Source organism: Shewanella sp. Koi 1 (assembly GCF_052907445.1).
In genome coordinates this window covers 4,375,720-4,393,328 of sequence record NZ_JBREJM010000001.1, presented here as the reverse complement: position 1 = coordinate 4,393,328, position 17,609 = coordinate 4,375,720, and the positions used below count along the sequence as shown (strand labels likewise).

Genomic DNA, 17,609 nt, shown 5'->3' with positions numbered 1-17,609 from the left:
CTGATTTTTTATTAAGGAATGATATTGTTGTGTGGATCGGTCAGTGGTGTCACTCCTTGAGGTGCATCAGGTGTTACTGGTGGCGCTGTATCAATAATGAGTGGGCCATTACCATTGCTTCCGAGCAATCCATTAATAATACCCGCATTATCCGTTGCACCAAATTGGCTATAGAGGTTAACCCCATCAAGCACAATATGTTGATCGAACGTGCCATCCTTGTTTGCATCGATATCGATCACGGTTGAACCATTGTTTAAGCTAAAGCTTAGATAGCTTTCTAACGTATTCGCCGTTTCACCTTGGAGTAAGTCGCTTAGATCGAGCTTATCTTCACCGACCTTAAAGTCCATAATATGGTCAGTACCTTTGTCGGCATCAGCATAGCGCCATACGAAGGTGTCTGCGCCATTATCGCCACGTAGTACATCATCACCAAGGCCACCAATTAAGGTATCATTGCCTTCACCGCCGCGAAGCGCATCGTTATGGCTGCCGCCGTCAATATAATCATTTCCTGTATGACCATAGAGAATGTCAGAGCCGGATTGACCATAAATTCGGTCATCACCGCTGCCACCGTTCACAACATCAGCTCTTTGAGATGCAACATCATTGGCTAATAACAAGCCATCGTTATCAACGATGCTATTTGTACCGCTTAATGTGCCTGTCATTATATGGTGAGTTGATAGAGCATTCACTGATAACTCGAGTTGATCATCAGTTCCATAACCAATTGCACCAGTTTTGCCAGCGTATATAACGTCATCGCCCCTACCTGTTTCGATATGGTCGTTACCATCACCTCCACTTACAATTTGAGCATCAGTAGTGCTATAGCTCTTTTTGTTAGCTCCAGAAGAAACAATTTTTTGTTCACTGCTGTTTGTAATGATGCCACTTAAACCACCACCAAAAGTAACATTTAGACGATTGTGACTGGATGAGTTTTCACCATTTGTCACAACGATAGTATCATTCAAACTAGAACCTTGAGTTGTAAACGCATTGGCATCGACAAGGTTGACGCCATCAGCATTTACGGGGCTCACATTAATTTTTAGTGTTGCACTTGATCTATCTCCATCACCATCTTGCATAGTGTAGGTAAAGGTTTCTGTTGCACCAGAGGCTGGAATTAGATCTGCACTCGCAGTCAATTGATAGTGATAGGTTCCATCAGCATAAAGTATCAATGTGCCGTAAAGACCATTAATAGTTGTACCTACATGGCCCGATACGCCCGTATTTGTATGGTCACCATTAGCAACTCCAATGACTGTAACAGCAGTATCTGCACCAGTTGTATCATTGGTTAGTACATTGCCATCGGTATGCGGCAACGTATATCCATTACCCGCCACCATACGAACCACTAGTTGATAGCTAGTTGCATCATTTTCATTGGTATAAATCGAAGTAACTATATTGCCATTACTATCTTTAAAACCAATGACTTGCATTGTGTAAACTTGACCTTCGTAATTAAAGGTTACACTTGTTTGCCCTACAGTCACTATATCCCTAGGATCTGGACCATCGTTCGGCGTTTCATTATGGCTAAAGTTGAGTGTTAAAGTTACAGGTGTTGTAACACCATAGGCATCAGTCACATTAAAAGTGATTTGCATTGTTGCAGATGTGATAGATGTGCCTGAATCAATCGGGTAGTTATAGTGAGTGAAAGTACCAAGTACTATATCTTGGTTTAGTGATAATGAGCCATTTAGAGCGGCATCATTGTCAGCAAAACCATATCCCGATTGACTTCCATTATAGCTCGCAGGATCACCCCAGCGGACTTGATCTTTGCCGCTATCATTGTCAGGACCATCAAACTTCCTGACATCTGAGCCGCCGTTGATAGTTGTCCAATTTGCCACAATACCGGAGAAGTTAAAGGAGTCTAAAACTACTTCTAGTTGGTCAGTATCATTATGCGCAGTAGCAACATCATCATGGACGGTCGTTGTTATTGTCGTTGTCGCAAAATCGCCATCGGTGTCGATAGCCTTAACTTGGAAATTATCATTAAGCGTATCACTTCCTTGCGTAGAATGAGTTTGAGCATGGGTAAGAGTATAGGTGTATTGCAACTGACCATTGCTATAACCAGTAATGTAAAGCGTTCCATTAGCACCAGCAATAACAATTGGGGATGTTAATGATGCACTTAGTAGTGTTGCTAATGTTAAAGTTGAGGTTATGCCAACAGAGTTTGTAACTTCTATTCTATTTAACCCATCATTAGCCGTAATACTCATGCTGCCTTGAGCAGATGTTTGTCCTGTACTCGGATTACCGGTGCCATTTGCTAAAGCCGACTCATAAACATTTAATGGTCCAACCGTATTAATGATCGTCACTGGATCATCTGCGGGGGTGACCGTGATAGTCAGGGTCGCTATGGCACCAGTGTTGGTGGTGTACGTAATGACTGGAACTGCACCGTTCCAGTTGGCATTAGGTGTAAAGCTGTAGCTACCGTTGCTATTGAGCACTAAGGTGCCGCCTGTCAGCACGACGCTGCTGCCGGCGTTATGCACCACACTGCTGCCGGCGACGGTGAAGCTGACCACGCTGGTATTGCCCGCTTCATCGTTGGTTAACACGTTGCCGCTGGCGACGGTGTCCTCAACGACAGTTTTGCTGTCATTGGCCGCATCGGTGTTGTCTGGTGTGACCGTGATGGTCAGGGTCGCTATGGCACCGGTGTTGGTGGTGTACGTAATGACTGGAACTGCACCGTTCCAGTTGGCATTAGGTGTAAAGCTGTAGCTACCGTTGCTATTGAGCACTAAGGTGCCGCCTGTCAGCACGACGCTGCTGCCGGCGTTATGCACCACACTGCTGCCGGCGACGGTGAAGCTGACCACGCTGGTATTGCCCGCTTCATCGTTGGTTAACACGTTGCCGCTGGCGACGGTGTCCTCAACGACAGTTTTGCTGTCATTGGCCGCATCGGTGTTGTCTGGTGTGACCGTGATGGTCAGGGTCGCTATGGCACCGGTGTTGGTGGTGTACGTAATGACTGGAACTGCACCGTTCCAGTTGGCATTAGGTGTAAAGCTGTAGCTACCGTTGCTATTGAGCACTAAGGTGCCGCCTGTCAGCACGACGCTGCTGCCGGCGTTATGCACCACACTGCTGCCTGCGACGGTGAAGCTGACCACGCTGGTATTGCCCGCTTCATCGTTGGTTAACACGTTGCCGCTGGCGACGGTGTCCTCAACAACAGTTTTGCTGTCATTGGCCGCATCGGTGTTGTCTGGTGTGACCGTGATGGTCAGGGTCGCTATGGCACCGGTGTTGGTGGTGTACGTAATGACTGGAACTGCACCGTTCCAGTTGGCATTAGGTGTAAAGCTGTAGCTACCGTTGCTATTGAGCACTAAGGTGCCGCCTGTCAGCACGACGCTGCTGCCGGCGTTATGCACCACACTGCTGCCGGCGACGGTGAAGCTGACCACGCTGGTATTGCCCGCTTCATCGTTGGTTAACACGTTGCCGCTGGCGACGGTGTCCTCAACGACAGTTTTGCTGTCATTGGCCGCATCGGTGTTGTCTGGTGTGACCGTGATGGTCAGGGTCGCTATGGCACCGGTGTTGGTGGTGTACGTAATGACTGGAACTGCACCGTTCCAGTTGGCATTAGGTGTAAAGCTGTAGCTACCGTTGCTATTGAGCACTAAGGTGCCGCCTGTCAGCACGACGCTGCTGCCGGCGTTATGCACCACACTGCTGCCGGCGACGGTGAAGCTGACCACGCTGGTATTGCCCGCTTCATCGTTAGTTAACACGTTGCCGCTGGCGACGGTGTCCTCAACGACAGTTTTGCTGTCATCTGCTGAATCTGTCAGTCTGGCCTGATCTTGCCCAGAAGTGCTATTTCCTGCTTGATCTGTAACAACAGCCGTGATTACTAGATTAGTACCGATGGCTGGAGCGATGATTCCGAGTTGTAAGCCATTATTTAAAATTTCTTGAGTGACTAGCCCATAAAATAGGGTGTTACCCGCTTGATCTGTAACTATTAATAGATCACCGATCGAGGTGCCAAGCCCCACAGTAACGGTGATATTTACCGGTCCTGTTAATTCAGTAGGATTAATGAAGCCATCGTTATTTAAGTCTTCATCAATAGTAACTGTCGGTGCAGCGGCAGATTGAGTATCAATCACCACATCTTGGGTAACAGTTTTGCTGTTGCCGGCCACGTCGGTGACGGTGGCGCTGACAGGGTAAGTGCCGTCAGGCAGCACAGTACCGGTCAGGTCGACACTCCAGTTACCTTGCGCATCAATCACTAAGCCGTTGGCGGTGGTGTAAACCACACCATTGATGGTGACGGCTAAGGTGCTGTTGTCACCTAAATCGACGGTACCTTTGAAAATCAGAGTGTTGTCGTTGGTGATAAAGTCACTGCTGGAACTGCCGGTGTCTTGAGTGATGGCGGTGATGGCCACGGTGTTACCGTCGCCGTCTTGGTCAATCTTGGTGTCAATCACCACATCTTGGGTAACAGTTTTGCTGTTGCCGGCCACGTCGGTGACGGTGGCGCTGACAGGGTAAGTGCCGTCAGGCAGCACAGTACCGGTCAGGTCGACACTCCAGTTACCTTGCGCATCAATCACTAAGCCGTTGGCGGTGGTGTAAACCACACCATTGATGGTGACGGCTAAGGTGCTGTTGTCACCTAAATCGACGGTACCTTTGAAAATCAGAGTGTTGTCGTTGGTGATAAAGTCACTGCTGGAACTGCCGGTGTCTTGAGTGATGGCGGTGATGGCCACGGTGTTACCGTCGCCGTCTTGGTCAATCTTGGTGTCAATCACCACATCTTGGGTAACAGTTTTGCTGTTGCCGGCCACGTCGGTGACGGTGGCGCTGACAGGGTAAGTGCCGTCAGGCAGCACAGTACCGGTCAGGTCGACACTCCAGTTACCTTGCGCATCAATCACTAAGCCGTTGGCGGTGGTGTAAACCACACCATTAATGGTGACGGCTAAGGTGCTGTTGTCACCTAAATCGACGGTACCTTTGAAAATCAGAGTGTTGTCGTTGGTGATAAAGTCACTGCTGGAACTGCCGGTGTCTTGAGTGATGGCGGTGATGGCCACGGTGTTACCGTCGCCGTCTTGGTCAATCTTGGTGTCAATCACCACATCTTGGGTAACAGTTTTGCTATTGCCGGCCACGTCGGTGACGGTGGCGCTGACAGGGTAAGTGCCGTCAGGCAGCACAGTACCGGTCAGGTCGACACTCCAGTTACCTTGCGCATCAATCACTAAGCCGTTGGCGGTGGTGTAAACCACACCATTGATGGTGACGGCTAAGGTGCTGTTGTCACCTAAATCGACGGTACCTTTGAAAATCAGAGTGTTGTCGTTGGTGATAAAGTCACTGCTGGAACTGCCGGTGTCTTGAGTGATGGCGGTGATGGCCACGGTGTTACCGTCGCCGTCTTGGTCAATCTTGGTGTCAATCACCACATCTTGGGTAACAGTTTTGCTGTTGCCGGCCACGTCGGTGACGGTGGCGCTGACAGGGTAAGTGCCGTCAGGCAGCACAGTACCGGTCAGGTCGACACTCCAGTTACCTTGCGCATCAATCACTAAGCCGTTGGCGGTGGTGTAAACCACACCATTGATGGTGACGGCTAAGGTGCTGTTGTCACCTAAATCGACGGTACCTTTGAAAATCAGAGTGTTGTCGTTGGTGATAAAGTCACTGCTGGAACTGCCGGTGTCTTGAGTGATGGCGGTGATGGCCACGGTGTTACCGTCGCCGTCTTGGTCAATCTTAGTGTCAATCACCACATCTTGGGTAACAGTTTTGCTGTTGCCGGCCACGTCGGTGACGGTGGCGCTGACAGGGTAAGTGCCGTCAGGCAGCACAGTACCGGTCAGGTCGACACTCCAGTTACCTTGCGCATCAATCACTAAGCCGTTGGCGGTGGTGTAAACCACACCATTGATGGTGACGGCTAAGGTGCTGTTGTCACCTAAATCGACGGTACCTTTGAAAATCAGAGTGTTGTCGTTGGTGATAAAGTCACTGCTGGAACTGCCGGTGTCTTGAGTGATGGCGGTGATGGCCACGGTGTTACCGTCGCCGTCTTGGTCAATCTTGGTGTCAATCACCACATCTTGGGTAACAGTTTTGCTGTTGCCGGCCACGTCGGTGACGGTGGCGCTGACAGGGTAAGTGCCGTCAGGCAGCACAGTACCGGTCAGGTCGACACTCCAGTTACCTTGCGCATCAATCACTAAGCCGTTGGCGGTGGTGTAAACCACACCATTGATGGTGACGGCTAAGGTGCTGTTGTCACCTAAATCGACGGTACCTTTGAAAATCAGAGTGTTGTCGTTGGTGATAAAGTCACTGCTGGAACTGCCGGTGTCTTGAGTGATGGCGGTGATGGCCACGGTGTTACCGTCGCCGTCTTGGTCAATCTTGGTGTCAATCACCACATCTTGGGTAACAGTTTTGCTGTTGCCGGCCACGTCGGTGACGGTGGCGCTGACAGGGTAAGTGCCGTCAGGCAGCACAGTACCGGTCAGGTCGACACTCCAGTTACCTTGCGCATCAATCACTAAGCCGTTGGCGGTGGTGTAAACCACACCATTGATGGTGACGGCTAAGGTGCTGTTGTCACCTAAATCGACGGTACCTTTGAAAATCAGAGTGTTGTCGTTGGTGATAAAGTCACTGCTGGAACTGCCGGTGTCTTGAGTGATGGCGGTGATGGCCACGGTGTTACCGTCGCCGTCTTGGTCAATCTTGGTGTCAATCACCACATCTTGGGTAACAGTTTTGCTGTTGCCGGCCACGTCGGTGACGGTGGCGCTGACAGGGTAAGTGCCGTCAGGCAGCACAGTACCGGTCAGGTCGACACTCCAGTTACCTTGCGCATCAATCACTAAGCCGTTGGCGGTGGTGTAAACCACACCATTGATGGTGACGGCTAAGGTGCTGTTGTCACCTAAATCGACGGTACCTTTGAAAATCAGAGTGTTGTCGTTGGTGATAAAGTCACTGCTGGAACTGCCGGTGTCTTGAGTGATGGCGGTGATGGCCACGGTGTTACCGTCGCCGTCTTGGTCAATCTTGGTGTCAATCACCACATCTTGGGTAACAGTTTTGCTGTTGCCGGCCACGTCGGTGACGGTGGCGCTGACAGGGTAAGTGCCGTCAGGCAGCACAGTACCGGTCAGGTCGACACTCCAGTTACCTTGCGCATCAATCACTAAGCCGTTGGCGGTGGTGTAAACCACACCATTAATGGTGACGGCTAAGGTGCTGTTGTCACCTAAATCGACGGTACCTTTGAAAATCAGAGTGTTGTCGTTGGTGATAAAGTCACTGCTGGAACTGCCGGTGTCTTGAGTGATGGCGGTGATGGCCACGGTGTTACCGTCGCCGTCTTGGTCAATCTTGGTGTCAATCACCACATCTTGGGTAACAGTTTTGCTATTGCCGGCCACGTCGGTGACGGTGGCGCTGACAGGGTAAGTGCCGTCAGGCAGCACAGTACCGGTCAGGTCGACACTCCAGTTACCTTGCGCATCAATCACTAAGCCGTTGGCGGTGGTGTAAACCACACCATTGATGGTGACGGCTAAGGTGCTGTTGTCACCTAAATCGACGGTACCTTTGAAAATCAGAGTGTTGTCGTTGGTGATAAAGTCACTGCTGGAACTGCCGGTGTCTTGAGTGATGGCGGTGATGGCCACGGTGTTACCGTCGCCGTCTTGGTCAATCTTGGTGTCAATCACCACATCTTGGGTAACAGTTTTGCTGTTGCCGGCCACGTCGGTGACGGTGGCGCTGACAGGGTAAGTGCCGTCAGGCAGCACAGTACCGGTCAGGTCGACACTCCAGTTACCTTGCGCATCAATCACTAAGCCGTTGGCGGTGGTGTAAACCACACCATTAATGGTGACGGCTAAGGTGCTGTTGTCACCTAAATCGACGGTACCTTTGAAAATCAGAGTGTTGTCGTTGGTGATAAAGTCACTGCTGGAACTGCCGGTGTCTTGAGTGATGGCGGTGATGGCCACGGTGTTACCGTCGCCGTCTTGGTCAATCTTGGTGTCAATCACCACATCTTGGGTAACAGTTTTGCTATTGCCGGCCACGTCGGTGACGGTGGCGCTGACAGGGTAAGTGCCGTCAGGCAGCACAGTACCGGTCAGGTCGACACTCCAGTTACCTTGCGCATCAATCACTAAGCCGTTGGCGGTGGTGTAAACCACACCATTGATGGTGACGGCTAAGGTGCTGTTGTCACCTAAATCGACGGTACCTTTGAAAATCAGAGTGTTGTCGTTGGTGATAAAGTCACTGCTGGAACTGCCGGTGTCTTGAGTGATGGCGGTGATGGCCACGGTGTTACCGTCGCCGTCTTGGTCAATCTTGGTGTCAATCACCACATCTTGGGTAACAGTTTTGCTGTTGCCGGCCACGTCGGTGACGGTGGCGCTGACAGGGTAAGTGCCGTCAGGCAGCACAGTACCGGTCAGGTCGACACTCCAGTTACCTTGCGCATCAATCACTAAGCCGTTGGCGGTGGTGTAAACCACACCATTGATGGTGACGGCTAAGGTGCTGTTGTCACCTAAATCGACGGTACCTTTGAAAATCAGAGTGTTGTCGTTGGTGATAAAGTCACTGCTGGAACTGCCGGTGTCTTGAGTGATGGCGGTGATGGCCACGGTGTTACCGTCGCCGTCTTGGTCAATCTTAGTGTCAATCACCACATCTTGGGTAACAGTTTTGCTGTTGCCGGCCACGTCGGTGACGGTGGCGCTGACAGGGTAAGTGCCGTCAGGCAGCACAGTACCGGTCAGGTCGACACTCCAGTTACCTTGCGCATCAATCACTAAGCCGTTGGCGGTGGTGTAAACCACACCATTGATGGTGACGGCTAAGGTGCTGTTGTCACCTAAATCGACGGTACCTTTGAAAATCAGAGTGTTGTCGTTGGTGATAAAGTCACTGCTGGAACTGCCGGTGTCTTGAGTGATGGCGGTGATGGCCACGGTGTTACCGTCGCCGTCTTGGTCAATCTTGGTGTCAATCACCACATCTTGGGTAACAGTTTTGCTGTTGCCGGCCACGTCGGTGACGGTGGCGCTGACAGGGTAAGTGCCGTCAGGCAGCACAGTACCGGTCAGGTCGACACTCCAGTTACCTTGCGCATCAATCACTAAGCCGTTGGCGGTGGTGTAAACCACACCATTGATGGTGACGGCTAAGGTGCTGTTGTCACCTAAATCGACGGTACCTTTGAAAATCAGAGTGTTGTCGTTGGTGATAAAGTCACTGCTGGAACTGCCGGTGTCTTGAGTGATGGCGGTGATGGCCACGGTGTTACCGTCGCCGTCTTGGTCAATCTTGGTGTCAATCACCACATCTTGGGTAACAGTTTTGCTGTTGCCGGCCACGTCGGTGACGGTGGCGCTGACAGGGTAAGTGCCGTCAGGCAGCACAGTACCGGTCAGGTCGACACTCCAGTTACCTTGCGCATCAATCACTAAGCCGTTGGCGGTGGTGTAAACCACACCATTGATGGTGACGGCTAAGGTGCTGTTGTCACCTAAATCGACGGTACCTTTGAAAATCAGAGTGTTGTCGTTGGTGATAAAGTCACTGCTGGAACTGCCGGTGTCTTGAGTGATGGCGGTGATGGCCACGGTGTTACCGTCGCCGTCTTGGTCAATCTTGGTGTCAATCACCACATCTTGGGTAACAGTTTTGCTGTTGCCGGCCACGTCGGTGACGGTGGCGCTGACAGGGTAAGTGCCGTCAGGCAGCACAGTACCGGTCAGGTCGACACTCCAGTTACCTTGCGCATCAATCACTAAGCCGTTGGCGGTGGTGTAAACCACACCATTGATGGTGACGGCTAAGGTGCTGTTGTCACCTAAATCGACGGTACCTTTGAAAATCAGAGTGTTGTCGTTGGTGATAAAGTCACTGCTGGAACTGCCGGTGTCTTGAGTGATGGCGGTGATGGCCACGGTGTTACCGTCGCCGTCTTGGTCAATCTTGGTGTCAATCACCACATCTTGGGTAACAGTTTTGCTGTTGCCGGCCACGTCGGTGACGGTGGCGCTGACAGGGTAAGTGCCGTCAGGCAGCACAGTACCGGTCAGGTCGACACTCCAGTTACCTTGCGCATCAATCACTAAGCCGTTGGCGGTGGTGTAAACCACACCATTAATGGTGACGGCTAAGGTGCTGTTGTCACCTAAATCGACGGTACCTTTGAAAATCAGAGTGTTGTCGTTGGTGATAAAGTCACTGCTGGAACTGCCGGTGTCTTGAGTGATGGCGGTGATGGCCACGGTGTTACCGTCGCCGTCTTGGTCAATCTTGGTGTCAATCACCACATCTTGGGTAACAGTTTTGCTATTGCCGGCCACGTCGGTGACGGTGGCGCTGACAGGGTAAGTGCCGTCAGGCAGCACAGTACCGGTCAGGTCGACACTCCAGTTACCTTGCGCATCAATCACTAAGCCGTTGGCGGTGGTGTAAACCACACCATTGATGGTGACGGCTAAGGTGCTGTTGTCACCTAAATCGACGGTACCTTTGAAAATCAGAGTGTTGTCGTTGGTGATAAAGTCACTGCTGGAACTGCCGGTGTCTTGAGTGATGGCGGTGATGGCCACGGTGTTACCGTCGCCGTCCTCATCGATCTTGATATCGACATTACCATTATCAGTGGCATTGCCCGTATTGCCAGCTGGATCTGTCACTGTTGCGGTTGCAGTATAACCACCATGAGGAATTGGATTAATGACATCAACAGCATATGTACCGTCAGGATTCACCGTGGTGGTAAGAGTTTGCTGCACACCATTGCTGTCAGTAACAACAATAGTGATGACGCTACCAGGGGCGGCATCTGTTGTACCTGTGATGGTTGGCGTGGTATCTCGGGTATCATCAGGCGCGCTGACGGTAATAGTGGGGGCCGTCGTGTCGAGTAGCGCGGAATCACTGCCTTCAGGCGAAGTATTACCCGCTGGATCGGTAATGGTTGCAACTACAGTGATAGTTTCACCTTCAGCTGGCGCAGGAAGTGTTAAGTTTACATAACCATTATTGATATCTTCTTGTGTCAACACATAGTCAACACCATTCACTGTCAGGGTATCGCCTGCATTCGCACCTGTGCCGTCTAAGCCAATGGTCACACTGACGTCTGTTGCCCCGCCGAGCTCTGCATTACTGATAAAACCATCATCGTTTGTATCAGTGGTAATGGTAACGCTTGGTGCACCATCGGCCACAGGAGTGACATTAATGGTTAAGGTTGCAGTTGAGCCAGTATTGGTGGTGTAGGTAATTACTGGAACTTGGCCGTTCCAATCTGCATTAGGGGTAAAGCTGTAAGAGCCATCGGCATTGAGTACTAAGCTGCCACCTTCGAGAGCGACAGTTGTGCCTGCAGCAAAAGTGCTGCCCGATACTGTAAAGCTCACCACACTTAAGCTGGAATCGACATCGGTGTCGTTGTCGAGCACATTGCCTGTGGCGACGGTATCTTCAGCAACAGTATTAGTGTCGTTGGCTAATACCGATGGATCATCAACTGGGGTGACATTAATGGTTAAAGTTGCAGTTGAGCCGGTATTAGTGGTGTAGGTAATCACTGGAACTTGGCCGTTCCAGTTTTCATTTGGGGTAAAGCTGTAAGAGCCATCGGCATTGAGTACTAAGCTGCCGCCTTCGAGAGCGACAGTTGTGCCTGCAGCAAAGGTGCTGCCCGATACTGTAAAGCTCACCACACTTAAGCTGGAATCGACATCGGTGTCGTTGTCGAGCACATTGCCTGTGGCGACGGTATCTTCATCGACGGTATTGGTGTCGTTGGCTAATACCGATGGGTCATCAACTGGGGTGACATTAATGGTTAAGGTTGCAGTTGAGCCAGTATTGGTGGTGTAGGTAATTACTGGAACTTGGCCGTTCCAGTTTTCATTTGGGGTAAAGCTGTAAGAGCCATCGGCATTGAGTAGTAAGCTGCCGCCTTCGAGAGCGACGGTTGTGCCTGCAGCAAAGGTGCTGCCCGATACTGTAAAGCTCACCACACTTAAGCTGGAATCGACATCGGTGTCGTTGTCGAGCACATTGCCTGTGGCGACGGTATCTTCAGCGACGGTATTTGTGTCGTTGGCTAATACCGATGGGTCATCAACTGGGGTGACATTAATGGTTAAGGTTGCAGTCGAACCTGTATCGGTAGTGTAGGTAATAACAGGAACTTGGCCGTTCCAGTTTTCATTCGGGGTAAAGCTGTAAGAACCATCGGCATTGAGTATAAAGCTGCCACCTTCGAGCGTAACAACTGTGCCCGCCGCAAAGTCGGTTCCGTTGATATTAAATCCAACCACACTTAACACATTGTCGGCATCGCTGTCGTTATCGAGCACATTGCCAGAAGCAACAGTATCCTCATCGACCGTAATACTGTCGTTAACTAATACCGAAGGAGAGTCGGTTGCTAGGGTTTGCTCTGGTGCGGCTGTTGTGGCTGCGGTGAGCGTTTGTCCAGAGGTTGAATAACCAGATGTCGCCAAGGCTTCTGTGCCATCACGGGCTAAGGTGACATAGCCTGAGTTACCGTCACGGCCAGCTGGCGCATTACCAGCGGCGGTTTCTGGTAAGTTTTGGGTTGGGTCCTCACCCGATGCAATCAGATCTTGTAATGCTTGGATTTCGTCTTGGGTTGCTTGGCCGCCGGCGTTGGGGGTGGCAGCAATGCTAGGCTCAACCTCATTGGATAACTTAGTACCATCATCAAAGGTGATTTCGTAGGTCGCATTTTCACCGATATGAAGCACAGCACCTTTGGGGAGTTGCTCGCCATCCTTAGCGGGTTGATTTGAACCATTAACCTCGACTTCGATCTGCCCTTTGACCAGTTTGAGCAAACCTTTCTTTGTTGTAATGATCGATCCCATAATAAGCTCCCAACACCTGATTGTGTTAATCCAAAGATGCACAAATCCAACAAATGTGTTGGATAGTGATACAAGTGATGAAATTTTAGCTTGGTACTAATGGGAAGTCAATTTTTTGACGCGACGCGATAACTTGCTATGACTGGGTTTTACGGAGAGTGGTGCGAAAAATTGGCGTTTAAATCTGCCTTAACTAGATGTGGTATCTTAAAGCAGAATAGACGCTGCATCTAGTACCTTTGTTTTATATATAGAAACATATTTATAACAAATTGGTCTGTGTATAGAGATTAAAATTTTATGAATTCTGCTAAAACGGCGTTTAGGCGAGCTAAAAAGGAAGTGATTGGTTAGTTTTGAGGGGCCGCAACTCCGATAGAGGAGCTGCGGCTATAGCAAATTACAGGTTAACCGCCTGGCGATAGCTTTGATTTGCGTTACCTTGTTCGCCGAGTTGTTCTTGAATACGGGCAAGCGATAACCAAGACGCTTGGCTTGGGGCGAGACGACAAACATTCTGCCAGCAGGTTTTAGCTTCTTTCATATCGCGGGTTTGTTGATACAACAGCGCTAAGCACTTTTGGTAATCAGCATTATTCTCATGGGTGATTTCATGCTTGAGTAATTGCTTGCGGATCTCTTCGTCATGGGCGGTGACTATTTGTGGTATCACTTCTAACAGTGCCGACTCAGGCGAACTACGCAGCTTTTTCGAGAGTAATTTAAGCGCTTGGTCTTTACGATTAAAGCGGCATAAGCCCATGGCGTAAATCGCTAAAAACTCAGACTGATTACGTTCATCACGTGAAAGCCATTGCCAGCATTGCTCTAGGGCATCTTCCCCTTTAAGACTCGCTGCTTTTAACAGGGCGCAATGGGTTTCAACGCTTAGTGCATTTAGCTTGGCATCCTCTAAGATCTGCCGTTTCTTCAGTATTGGGAGCAACAGCTTAAGCGCCTCCCAGTCTTGTTGCGCCCGGTATAACTCTAGGGCGAGTTTTAGCACAGGTGCTTTACTCTTGCTGGTTGGGGCTAACTTATCAAGTTCCGCTCTGGCTAAGGCGAGTTCCCCTTGCTTGAGCAAGTAACGTGTACGAGTAGTCGCTACCGCATTGGCCGTCATAGGTTGGGCTTCTGCGCGGGCAAGATATTGATCTCGCTCGGCGATTTTATTTTGATGTTGAGCAGCACGTGCGGCGGCTAACAAATTCAATGCTGGCAGTTCACCGTTGTCAGCCCCTTTAATCATGGCGCGTTCAGCCGCTGGCCAATCCTCTTCGGCAATGGCGAGTGCGCCGATTAGGGTGTGTTTCTTGGCGGAGCGGCGACGCCAATGCTGCGGGATAAAACGGCTGCGAAGCAGCAAATTAATCACAGTGATCACTAGCCATTCCAACACTTGGAACAGGGCATAGAATACGATTAACATGATGATCCCAAAGACTAAACTGGTCTCAAGCTGATAATCGCCAGCGGCAATATACACATAGCCAGTATTGCCGACAATCCAAGGGCTGATACACAGGCCTATTAATATGATCCCAAGAAATATCAATGCCTTAATCATAGCTGTGGTTCCTCTGAAGAGGTGAGTTCACCATAGCTGGTTAACTGTAATAACAGTGGTTTAGCGGCAAAGGATTTCAGCGTAATAGGGTCAAGCTCTAATGTCGCCAGTTTGTCTATCTCGGCAATGGCTTCACTGGTTGGGTGGGCTTGAACATCAAAATAGGTTTGGATCCACTGGCGCGCCATCATCAGTGATTGATGATAAGCCGCTCTATCATAGCGATAGAGTGCCAGTTGGGATTGCAGCAGCTTATGGCGAATATTCTCGACTAAATACCATTGTTGCTCCGGCGCGAGCAGGGCAGGCGCATCGGCGGTTCTGTGGCGAATGGTAACAAAATCTTGGGTTAACGCCTTCCAGGTTTTACTTAGGTTACTTTGCCAATCATTCAGATCGCCAGAAATAGTAGTATCTTCAGGGGCGCTTGCGTCAGCATCCGCACGGCTGAGGGGCAACTTGTCGAGTTGGTCGATTAAGGTATCGAGAGCTAATACGCTGCCTTCAATATCTGCACTCTTAATATTGGTGGTCGCGGCAATATCCTTGGCCAGCGCCTTACGGATTGGCAGTAAAGCAGGGTTATTCATTGCGGCAATGGTTTCGTCGGCTGACTTTAGTAAGTCAGCTGCCGTGCGTGGATCTTTTTCGAGCCAAAGCTTACGCCCCGCCATATTCACTAAGTATTCGGCTTCCGAGGCCATCCAGTGGGTTGGGCTACGTTGGGCCAGCTTATTTAATCTGTCCTGCAACTGGCTTTGGTCTGTGGCGAGTTTGGCGAGCTCTTGGAAGGTTTTGGTATTTGACAGTTGTTGTTGCTCAAGCTGCGCAATGCGCTGATTCGGGGCGAGTAAGGCTTGTTGTAATTGATCCTGCAAGGCCTGATTTTTGTTGGTTTGCACTTGGATTTGCGCTTGAAGCTGTTGCTGCATTTGTTGATACAGCAAGTAGCCACCACCGAGGGTACATGCAGTTAAACCTAATGCTAACAGCACACCGAAACGAATGGCCCATGAGCTGCGATTCACTTGCACCACTTGGCGAGTTGCTTGGGTCGATTCGGGTTTGCTGGCTTGCGGCTTAGTGTCGGCAGGTTTGACGGCTTTATCTTCGAGCTGATTGACTTGCGGTTCAGTCGCTTCGGTCTTTGCTGCAGCGTCATCGGTATTGACCGACGGAGCGAGAACTGGGGTAGCCTGTGACTCTGGGCTTTGGGCGTCGTGCTTGTTGTTATCCATTTAACAGTCCTTAAAATCATGCTACTGCCGAAATTCGAGTAAAATCGGGCTAAATAGCGCTTAGAGTTTAAGGGCGTTTAGCACGGCTTTGCTGTTGGCGGCATTGGCATTGGTGACTTGGGTTATACCAAAGGCATGAGCTTGAGCTTCTACTCGGTTACTGGGGACTATGATATGACATGAGCGCAGCCATGCAAATAACTCTTTTGGCACTAGATTAATCAGATTATCCAGTACTTCACCACTCGTTATGACGATAGTATCTATCCCAAAGTCTCGCCATTGTTGGCTAACAGCGGCACCATCGAGCGGCGGGCAAGCGCGTTGATAGACTTCCCAATAGCGCACCTTCGCGCCTCTAGCATTCAGTTGCTCGGCGAGGGCTTCACGACCACCGACACCACGAATGATGGTGATGTGTTTGCCTTGGATATCTTGTAGCGCAGACAAGGTCAGCAAGCCTTCCGTTTGTTGGCAATCATCCGGTGCTTCGAGAGCCTCAATTCCCTTTTCTTGCAGCGCTTCCCAAGTCGCATGACCCACGGCGAAATAAGGCACGCTTGGCCAGTCTTTAACTTGGGCAGTATCGACTTTAAACGCAGCATCAGCAAAGCTCACCGCATTGGCGCTGATACAGATAACCATATCGACATCGGCTAGGGGATGTGAAGTGTCAGGTGGCAGCGGAGGCGTGGCCTCAACACAGAGTAGCGGGGTAACGCAGTGGTCGATACCCTTTTCAGTTAAGGCATCGACCATGGACTGATTGCGCCCCTCGGGGCGCGTCAGTAAGACTTTCATCGTCTTAGGCTTTTGCGTAAACAGCGTCGAGGATGCTTTTGGCGCCTTTGCTGAGTAGTTCTTCAGCCAGGGCCACACCGAGTTTCGTCGCTTCGGTCTTTGGACCTGTAATCACACCTTCGATGATTTCGCTACCATCTGGGTTACCAACGAGGCCGCGCAGTGTCATCTCATCACCGTGGATTTCGGCAAAAGCACCAATAGGTACTTGGCAGCCGCCTTCGAGGCGAGTATTCATGGCGCGCTCGGCGATCACGCGGTAGCGAGTCTCTAAGTGTTCTAAAGGTGCTAGGAGTGCTTTTACGCGTTCATCGTTAGTGCGGCACTCGATACCGACAGCACCTTGACCGTTGGCGGGTAAGGATTCTTCCGCAGAGATAAAGCTGGCGATACGCTCAGACAATTTCAGGCGGATTAAACCTGCAGCAGCCAGGATAATCGCATCGTATTCGCCGTTATCGAGTTTCGCGAGGCGAGTACCGACGTTGCCACGCAGATCTTTGATAATCAGGTCTGGGCGTGAGGCGCGCAGCTGGCACTGACGACGTAGGCTTGAGGTGCCGACTGTGGCGCCAAGTGGCAACTCACTGATTGACTTATAAAGGTTAGACACAAAGGCGTCGCGCGGATCTTCGCGCTCACAAATCACTTCCAGTCCTAAGCCTTCGGGGAAATCCACTGGCACGTCTTTCATCGAGTGCACAGCGATATCGGCTTGGTCTTCCAGCATGGCGACTTCGAGTTCTTTTACGAACAGGCCCTTACCACCAACCTTAGCTAATGGGGTGTCTAAGATAACATCGCCCTTAGTGCTCATTGGCAATAGCTCCACCACGATACCTGGGTGAACGCGTTCTAATTCTGCTTTAACAAATTCTGCTTGCCACATGGCCAGCGGACTCTTGCGGGTAGCGATACGTATGCGGTTTTCAGACATGCCTAGTTTCCATCCGAGATCTTAGTTGCGCCAATGCTAACATTGGCTATTCGTGAATGTAAGGAAGGCGTATCGATTCTTTGAAG

The 17,609-nt window shown here is 50.5% G+C and carries 5 protein-coding genes; all 5 read right to left on the bottom strand.

Annotated elements, in window-relative coordinates; all coding sequences use genetic code 11:
- Window positions 1-11 precede the first annotated feature (11 nt).
- The gene (locus ACUZ8J_RS19280) at window positions 12-12,980 is read right to left on the bottom strand and encodes an Ig-like domain-containing protein (protein WP_446694674.1); all 12,969 of its coding nucleotides are present in this window, start codon (window positions 12,978-12,980) and stop codon (window positions 12-14) included.
- A 400-nt stretch (window positions 12,981-13,380) separates the two neighbouring features.
- A complete protein-coding gene (locus ACUZ8J_RS19275) occupies window positions 13,381-14,547 on the bottom strand; it encodes a heme biosynthesis HemY N-terminal domain-containing protein (protein WP_446694673.1) in 1,167 nt (388 codons plus the stop codon).
- Window positions 14,544-15,785: a uroporphyrinogen-III C-methyltransferase gene (locus tag ACUZ8J_RS19270; protein WP_446694672.1), complete on the bottom strand. Its 1,242-nt coding sequence runs from the start codon at window positions 15,783-15,785 to the stop codon at window positions 14,544-14,546. The genes ACUZ8J_RS19275 and ACUZ8J_RS19270 overlap by 4 nt, the downstream gene beginning before the upstream one ends.
- A 60-nt stretch (window positions 15,786-15,845) precedes the next feature.
- A complete protein-coding gene (locus ACUZ8J_RS19265) occupies window positions 15,846-16,586 on the bottom strand; it encodes a uroporphyrinogen-III synthase (RefSeq protein WP_374919761.1) in 741 nt (246 codons plus the stop codon).
- A 4-nt stretch (window positions 16,587-16,590) separates the two neighbouring features.
- Window positions 16,591-17,523 carry a hydroxymethylbilane synthase gene (hemC, locus tag ACUZ8J_RS19260; protein ID WP_011621194.1) on the bottom strand — a complete coding sequence of 311 codons (933 nt, stop codon included), beginning with the start codon at window positions 17,521-17,523 and terminating at the stop codon, window positions 16,591-16,593.
- Window positions 17,524-17,609: the final 86 nt, after the last annotated feature.

Bases quoted from the DNA above. Each gene is read 5' to 3' on its own strand.
- ACUZ8J_RS19280 (WP_446694674.1), bottom strand. From the start codon at position 12,980: ATGGGATCGATCATTACAACAAAGAAAGGTTTGCTCAAACTGGTCAAA.
- ACUZ8J_RS19275 (WP_446694673.1), bottom strand. From the start codon at position 14,547: ATGATTAAGGCATTGATATTTCTTGGGATCATATTAATAGGCCTGTGT.
- ACUZ8J_RS19270 (WP_446694672.1), bottom strand. From the start codon at position 15,785: ATGGATAACAACAAGCACGACGCCCAAAGCCCAGAGTCACAGGCTACC.
- ACUZ8J_RS19265 (WP_374919761.1), bottom strand. From the start codon at position 16,586: ATGAAAGTCTTACTGACGCGCCCCGAGGGGCGCAATCAGTCCATGGTC.
- hemC (WP_011621194.1), bottom strand. From the start codon at position 17,523: ATGTCTGAAAACCGCATACGTATCGCTACCCGCAAGAGTCCGCTGGCC.